The 5,699-nt window shown below is 63.9% G+C and carries 8 protein-coding genes and 2 pseudogenes; 9 read left to right on the top strand and 1 reads right to left on the bottom strand.

Annotation, left to right across the window (positions count from 1 at the left end):
* Window positions 1–267 (bottom strand): annotated as a pseudogene (locus EN991_RS21110) (HslU--HslV peptidase proteolytic subunit); the annotation flags it as partial.
* A 242-nt stretch (window positions 268–509) separates the two neighbouring features.
* On the opposite strand from EN991_RS21110, the gene hisB reads away from it, so the two are divergent.
* From hisB to EN991_RS21065, 9 genes and pseudogenes are all read left to right on the top strand, one after another.
* Window positions 510–1,109: an imidazoleglycerol-phosphate dehydratase HisB gene (gene hisB / locus EN991_RS21105; protein ID WP_024502002.1), complete on the top strand. Its 600-nt coding sequence runs from the start codon at window positions 510–512 to the stop codon at window positions 1,107–1,109.
* Between the two features lie 4 nt (window positions 1,110–1,113).
* Window positions 1,114–1,590 (top strand): DUF2628 domain-containing protein, encoded by a 477-nt coding sequence (locus EN991_RS21100; protein WP_127369473.1) that lies wholly within the window; start codon window positions 1,114–1,116, stop codon window positions 1,588–1,590.
* 23 nt (window positions 1,591–1,613) lie between these two features.
* Window positions 1,614–2,264, top strand: a complete 651-nt coding sequence (hisH, locus tag EN991_RS21095; RefSeq protein ID WP_127369472.1) for an imidazole glycerol phosphate synthase subunit HisH — start codon at window positions 1,614–1,616, stop codon at window positions 2,262–2,264.
* 86 nt (window positions 2,265–2,350) lie between these two features.
* Complete coding sequence (locus EN991_RS21090) at window positions 2,351–2,641, top strand: DUF1330 domain-containing protein (protein WP_013528347.1); 291 nt, start codon at window positions 2,351–2,353, stop codon at window positions 2,639–2,641.
* A gap of 4 nt (window positions 2,642–2,645) precedes the next feature.
* The gene (gene hisA / locus EN991_RS21085; protein ID WP_013528346.1) at window positions 2,646–3,389 is read left to right on the top strand and encodes a 1-(5-phosphoribosyl)-5-[(5-phosphoribosylamino)methylideneamino]imidazole-4-carboxamide isomerase; all 744 of its coding nucleotides are present in this window, start codon (window positions 2,646–2,648) and stop codon (window positions 3,387–3,389) included.
* Window positions 3,386–4,222 (top strand): arginase family protein, encoded by an 837-nt coding sequence (locus EN991_RS21080; RefSeq protein WP_063170994.1) that lies wholly within the window; start codon window positions 3,386–3,388, stop codon window positions 4,220–4,222. Before hisA ends, EN991_RS21080 begins: the two co-directional genes overlap by 4 nt.
* Window positions 4,219–5,013, top strand: coding sequence for an imidazole glycerol phosphate synthase subunit HisF (gene hisF / locus EN991_RS21075; RefSeq protein WP_024501998.1), 795 nt, complete (start codon window positions 4,219–4,221; stop codon window positions 5,011–5,013). Before EN991_RS21080 ends, hisF begins: the two co-directional genes overlap by 4 nt.
* Window positions 5,014–5,083: 70 nt before the next feature.
* Window positions 5,084–5,407, top strand: coding sequence for a phosphoribosyl-ATP diphosphatase (locus EN991_RS21070; RefSeq protein ID WP_063170995.1), 324 nt, complete (start codon window positions 5,084–5,086; stop codon window positions 5,405–5,407).
* 24 nt (window positions 5,408–5,431) lie between these two features.
* A pseudogene (locus EN991_RS21065) lies at window positions 5,432–5,699 on the top strand (type I pantothenate kinase); the annotation flags it as partial.

The raw sequence follows: 5,699 nt of genomic DNA, 5'->3' as shown, positions 1-5,699 counted from the left end.
GGCGAGCTCGACGCAGGCGCGCGTCAGCTGGTCGGGATATTGTTCGAGCTTGGCCTCGAGCCGCTCCAAAAGCGTGAAGGCGTCGGCGGTGGCGCCGGCGAAACCGGCAATCACATTGCCGCCCTTGCCGATGCGGCGCACCTTCTTGGCGTTGCCCTTCATGATGGTCTGGCCAAGGCTGACCTGGCCGTCGCCGGCGATCACCACCTTGTTGCCCTTGCGCACCGTCACGATGGTCGTGGCGTGCATGGTCAGTTCATTGGACATTTCTTGGGCTCCGAGCAGCGCCATCCCGATAAGGCGATTGGCGCGGTACGAGTAACTTTGATCGGCCATATGTATGCATGGGGCCGGTGATTGCAAATCGCTCTCTGGCAAGGCCGATACCGCTGCCAGAGGCAACTGGCAATCGCCGGATCATGCTGCTAGAAGGCTTTCGTTTTCAAGCTTGCGAGCGCTTGAAGCCTCTGAGCCGGTCACGATGTGAACCTCTGGACAAGGATAGAGTGATGCCGCCCCGTTCCGCCGAAGCGAGCCGTAAGACCAAGGAAACCGACATCTCCGTGTCGATCCATGTCGACGGTTCCGGCAAGTCGGATATCGCTACGGGCGTCGGCTTCTTCGATCATATGCTGGACCAGCTGTCGCGCCATTCCCTGATCGATATGACGGTCAGGGCCAAGGGCGACCTGCACATCGACGATCACCACACGGTCGAGGACACCGGCATCGCGCTCGGCCAGGCCTTGACCAAGGCGCTCGGCGAGCGGCGCGGCATCATGCGCTATGCCTCGATCGACCTTGCCATGGACGAGACGCTGACGCGCGCGGCGATCGACGTCTCCGGCCGTCCCTTCCTGGTCTGGAACGTTTCGTTCTCGTCGCCGAAGATCGGCACCTTCGACACCGAACTGGTGCGCGAGTTCTTCCAGGCGCTGGCGCAGAATGCCGGCATTACGTTGCATGTCACCAACCACTATGGCGCCAACAACCATCACATCGCCGAGACCTGCTTCAAGGCGGTGGCGCGCGCGCTGCGCGCTGCTCTCGAACGCGATCCGCGCCAGCCGGATGCGGTTCCCTCCACCAAGGGATCGTTGAAGGGATAAGGCCATGGCCACCTACGTCGTGATGGAACCGCCAGGCCGCAGCGAAAAGGCTGATGCGACGGCCTTTGTCCGCGATGGCTTCACCTGGCTGGGCCTCCTGGTGCCGCCGCTATGGTTCGCCTGGCATCGGCTGTGGATCGAAGCAGCACTTACCTTCGTCGTCATGGGCCTGCTTTCGATGCTGGGCCAGAAGCTCGGCCTTGGTCTGGCTGGGTCGCTGCTGTCGTTGCTGGTTTCGCTCTATGTCGGCCTGGAAGGGCAAGGCCTGCGCATCGCGGCACTTCGCCGGCGTGGTTGGCACGAGTGGGGCGCGGTCGAAGCCGGTTGGCTCGACGATGCCGACACACGCTATGCGCTGGAGGCGGAAGCGCTTGCCGATGAGGTTGTGCCGGCGCCGCGCATGGTCCCCGATGCTGCCTTCGCGCGGCCAGCGCAGCCGGGCATTGCGCTGGGGCTGACCCACATACCGGGAAGAAACTGACATGATTCCGGGAAGAAGCTGATATGCGGGTTGCGATCATCGACTACGGCTCGGGCAATCTGCGCTCGGCCACCAAGGCTTTCGAGCGCGCCGCGCGCGAAGCCGGCATCGTGGCGCAGATCGACCTGACGGCCGATGCCGAGCGGGTGCGCACGGCCGATCGCATCGTCCTGCCCGGCGTCGGCGCCTATGCCGATTGCGCGGCCGGCCTGCAGGCCGTCGAAGGCATGCGGGAAGCCGTCGAAGATGTCGCCATCGTCAAGGGCCGGCCTTTCCTCGGCATCTGCGTCGGCATGCAACTGATGTCGCAGCGCGGCCTTGAAAAGACAATTACCGAGGGCTTCGGCTGGATATCGGGCGACGTCAAGGAGATCATGCCTTCCGATCCGGCGCTGAAGATCCCGCAGATCGGCTGGAACACGATCGAACTCAAACGCCAGCATCCACTGTTTGCCGGCATTCCCACCGGGACCAACGGGCTGCACGCCTATTTCGTGCACTCCTACCACCTCGATGCGCGCAAGCCGGACGAAGTGCTGGCGGTCGCCGATTATGGCGGCCCGGTGACGGCGGCCGTCGCCCGCGACAATCTCGTCGGCACGCAATTCCACCCGGAAAAGAGCCAGGCGCTGGGCCTCGCCCTGATCACCAATTTCCTGCGCTGGAGGCCCTAGAGCATGATCCCGAAAAGTGGACCCCGGTTTTCTCGGACAAACGGTCCCGTTTGTCCCGAGATCATGCTCAAGCAAAGGGGAAACCGATGAGCAAGAAGGGTTACTGGATGGCGATGGTCGAGGTGACCGATCCGGAAAACTATCCGCTATACATTGCCGCCAACAAAGCGGCTTTCGACAAATATGGCGCAAAATTCCTGACCCGCGGCGGTCAGTCGTCGAGCCCGGAAGGGTCGTCGGGCAATCGCCATGTCATCATCGAGTTCGAGAGCTACGCGGTCGCACTCGCCTGCTTCCATTCGCCCGAATACCAGGCGGCGCTGAAGTTCCGACGTCTCTATTCGACATCGCATTTCGCCATTGTGGAAGGCGCCTGAACGGATGATCCTTTTCCCCGCCATCGATCTCAAGGACGGCCAGTGCGTGCGCCTGAAGCACGGCGACATGGCCACCGCGACCATCTACAACGATGATCCTGCAGCGCAGGCGCGGGCCTTCGAGCAACAGGGCTTCGAATGGCTGCATGTCGTCGACCTCAACGGCGCTTTCCAGGGCCAGAGCGTCAACAGCGCGGCGGTCGGCGCCATCCTCAAGGCGACGAAGAACCCTGTGCAGCTCGGCGGCGGCATCCGCACGCTGGCGCAGATCGAGGACTGGCTCGATCGCGGGCTGGCCCGTGTCATCCTCGGCACGGTGGCGGTGCGTGACCCGGACCTGGTCAGACAGGCCTGCAAGGCGTTTCCGGGCAAGGTCGCCGTCGGCATCGACGCCAAGGGCGGCAAGGTCGCCGTCGAGGGCTGGGCCGAGGCGTCGAGCCTCGGCGTCGTCGAACTGGCGAGGAAATTCGAGGGCGCCGGAGTCGCCGCCATCATCTACACCGATATCGACCGCGACGGCGTTTTGACCGGCATCAACTGGGACGCCACCATCGATCTCGCCGATGCCGTATCGATCCCGGTCATCGCGTCGGGCGGCCTCGCCTCGATCGCCGACATCGTGCGCATGACCATGCCCGATGCGCAAAAGCTCGAAGGGGCGATCTCCGGGCGCGCGCTCTATGACGGCCGCATCGATCCGGCCGAGGCCCTGGCGATCCTGCAGGGCAGGGCGGAGACGCGGACGTGAAAATCTCCATCATCCTGGCCTCCTACGACAGCGGCCATTACCATGGCGGCATGGGCCAGGGCCCGGACGCACTGATATCAGGCGGGCTCGTCGACGCGCTGACCATGGCCGGCCATGACGTTACGGTGGAAGACATCGGCAGGGTCGGAGACATCCAGGAGCGCGAGATCGCCACCGGCTTTGCTGTCTGCAACGCGGTTGCGACCGAGGTTCGCCTTGCCCGTGACGCCGGCCGGTTTCCCATCGTCCTTGCGGGAAACTGCCTGACATCAGCCGGTGCGGTCGCCGGCGAGGACGCCGATGCGATCATCTGGGCCGACCAGCATGGCGACCTCAACACGCCCGAGACATCGGCGTACGGGTTTCTCGACGGCATGGCGCTGGCGACGGTGCTTGGCCTGTGCTGGAGGCCGATGGCTTCGGCCATTCCCGGCTTCAAGCCGATCGATCCGTCGCGTTGCGTGCTCGTCAACGCGCGCGATCTCGATCCGGACGAGAAGCGGCTGCTGGAGACATTGCCGATCGTGCGGACGGAATGCTCCGGGGTGGCCCAGGCGACCGAAAGACTGAAGATCGCCGGCGCCAAACGCGTGCACATGCATCTCGACATGGACGTGCATGATCCCCGCGAGTTGCAGGCCAACCGCTATATCACTTCGGGCGGCCCGAGCCCGGAGCAGTTGCGCGACGCCACTTGCGCCATGGCGATTGCGGTGCCGGTCGTCGGCATCACCGTCTCCGCCTACGACCCGGCTTTCGACGCGCAGGCCGATGTGCCGCCGCTGGTCGGTCAATTGCTGAACGATCTCATCGCCACGATAGAGGGCCGCTGATGCTGAAAGCCCGTGTCATCCCCTGTCTCGACGTCAAGAACGGCCGTGTCGTCAAGGGCGTCAACTTCGTCGATCTCGTCGACGCCGGCGATCCGGTCGAGGCGGCCAAGGCCTATGACGCGGCCGGCGCCGACGAGCTTTGCTTCCTCGACATCACTGCTTCGTCGGACAATCGCGAAACCATCTTCGACGTCATCGCACGCACCGCCGAACAATGCTTCATGCCGCTGACCGTCGGCGGCGGCGTGCGCCAGGTCGCCGACATCAGGAAGCTGCTCTTGGCCGGCGCGGACAAGGTGTCGATCAACACGGCGGCGGTGAAGAACCCGGATTTCGTTGCCGAGGCCGCCGACAAGTTCGGCAACCAGTGCATCGTCGTCGCCATCGACGCCAAGAAAGTGTCCGCCACCGGTGAGGCCGACCGCTGGGAAATCTTCACCCATGGCGGGCGCGAAAAGACCGGCATCGACGCGGTCGAGTTCGCGCGGAAAATGGTCGATCGCGGCGCCGGCGAGATCCTGCTGACCTCGATGGATCGCGACGGCACCAAGGCCGGCTACGACATCGCGCTGACCCGCGCGATATCAGACGCCGTGCGTGCGCCGGTCATCGCTTCCGGCGGCGTCGGCACGCTCGACCACATGGTCGAAGGCATTCGCGACGGCCATGCCGGCGCGGTGCTGGCCGCGTCCATCTTCCATTTCGGTACCTACACGATAGCGCAGGCCAAGGCGCATATGGCCGCCGCAGGGCTGCCGATGCGGCTGGACTCTGTGAATAATCGGCCCTAAAGCATGATCCCGAAAAGTGGGAACCGGTTTTCGGAAAAGATCATGCCTAAACAAGCAGATAGATGGCGCCATGGCTGAGTTTTCGCTGTCAGATCTTGAAGAAACCATCAGGGAACGCGCCCATTCCGGCGACCCGGACTCGTGGACGGCAAAACTGTTCGCGCGCGGCATCGACAAGGCGGCGCAGAAACTCGGCGAGGAAGCAGTCGAGACGGTGATTGCCGCAGTCAAGGGCGACAAACAGGCCCTCGTTTCGGAAAGTGCCGATCTTATATATCATTGGCTCGTCGTTCTCGGCCTCTCGGGGGTTTCGCTGAGCGACGTGCTCAAGGAGCTCGAAGGCCGCACCCGGCGTTCGGGCATCGCCGAGAAGGCGTCACGGCCCAAGGGCTGACCGCGAGGAAGGGCAGGTATCTCGATGGATCAGCTCGCGCCGACCGAGAAGTATTCCCCGTTTCGCTTCTTCTCCGCCGAGCAATGGTCGCAATTCCGCGCCGACACGCCGCTGACGCTGAGCGCGGACGAATTCCGCCGCCTGCGCTCGCTCAACGATCCGGTCGATCTCGAAGAGGTCACGCGCATCTATCTGTCGCTGTCGCGGCTGTTGTCGGCTCATGTCGAAGCGAGCCAGCTGCTGTTTCGGCAACGCCAGGCCTTCTTCAACGCGGTCGACGTGGTCAAGACGC

It is taken from the genome of Mesorhizobium sp. M7A.F.Ca.US.005.03.2.1 (assembly GCF_003997795.1).
GTDB lineage: Bacteria > Pseudomonadota > Alphaproteobacteria > Rhizobiales > Rhizobiaceae > Mesorhizobium > Mesorhizobium ciceri.
This window is presented reverse-complemented; position numbering and strand designations above follow the sequence as displayed.

Coding starts and splice junctions, on each gene's coding strand:
- hisH (WP_127369472.1), top strand. CDS start 1,614: ATGCGGGTTGCGATCATCGACTACGGCTCGGGCAATCTGCGCTCGGCC.
- EN991_RS21070 (WP_063170995.1), top strand. CDS start 5,084: ATGGCTGAGTTTTCGCTGTCAGATCTTGAAGAAACCATCAGGGAACGC.
- EN991_RS21090 (WP_013528347.1), top strand. CDS start 2,351: ATGAGCAAGAAGGGTTACTGGATGGCGATGGTCGAGGTGACCGATCCG.
- EN991_RS21100 (WP_127369473.1), top strand. CDS start 1,114: ATGGCCACCTACGTCGTGATGGAACCGCCAGGCCGCAGCGAAAAGGCT.
- hisB (WP_024502002.1), top strand. CDS start 510: ATGCCGCCCCGTTCCGCCGAAGCGAGCCGTAAGACCAAGGAAACCGAC.
- hisA (WP_013528346.1), top strand. CDS start 2,646: ATGATCCTTTTCCCCGCCATCGATCTCAAGGACGGCCAGTGCGTGCGC.